The sequence below is a fragment of the Vibrio sp. 1249-1 genome (genome assembly GCF_033340495.1).
On the sequence record NZ_JAWOWJ010000195.1, the window covers coordinates 1 to 966 of the forward strand.

General features: G+C 44.0%; 1 protein-coding gene. It reads left to right on the forward strand.

Annotated features, from left to right (window positions below):
• Nucleotides 1-220: 220 nt before the first annotated feature.
• Nucleotides 221-966, forward strand: a 746-nt coding sequence (locus R7Z50_RS25195; protein ID WP_318149446.1) for a glutathione S-transferase family protein, incomplete at its 3' end; no start/stop codon positions are given.

Consider the following 966-nt stretch of genomic DNA (forward strand, 5'->3'; position numbering starts at 1 on the left):
AGCGTGTAACCACCAAATGTTAGGTTAAGTAAATTCAGCCTGTGACGGGCTTAAGCGCGATTCCTTTTACTAGGGGCGCGCTTTTTTTATGCTCACTTTCTTTGAACACGAATTTCAATGCTCATTCGAATTTCTTGAACAAGATGTCCTAAGCGTGATGATTTTCTGTTTCTTATGAATCTCTAATATAAAGGGAGACATAAGAAATAGGAGAGCAATCATGGGTAAGTTGGTCGAAGGCGTATGGCACGATGTGTGGTATGACACAAAAGCGAATGGCGGGAAGTTCGTTCGTGAAGACGCTGGATTTCGTGACTGGATTAAAAATGATTCAGAGGCGGTATTCCAACCAGAATCTGGCCGTTACCATTTGTATGTTTCTCTCGCGTGCCCTTGGGCACATCGAACGCTTATCTTCCGTAAGTTGAAAGGTCTAGAGCCACACATTGATGTGACGGTTGTTTGCCCTGATATGCTCAGTCAAGGTTGGCAAATGGGTTTACCCGAGCCGCTGTTTGGTCATACACGTATGCACCAAATCTACACTCAAGCGAAACCTGACTACACAGGGCGTGTTACGGTGCCAGTTTTATGGGACAAAAAGACCAACACCATCGTGTCGAATGAATCGTCAGAGATCATTCGTATGTTTAACTCCGCATTTAACGATCTCACGGGCAATCATGACGATTATTATCCCGAGCCACTACGCGGTGTGATTGATGAATGGAATGATTACATTTATCCAAACGTGAATAATGGGGTGTACCGTTGCGGTTTTGCTACTTCGCAAGAAGCGTATGAAGAGGCTTTTGAATCATTGTTTTCGGCCTTAGATAAAATTAATGCTCATCTGGCGACCCATCGCTATCTAGCAGGCAATAAAATTACGGAAGCCGATTGGCGTTTGTTCACCACGTTAGTGCGTTTTGATGCCGTGTATGTTGGGCACTTCAAATGTAATAA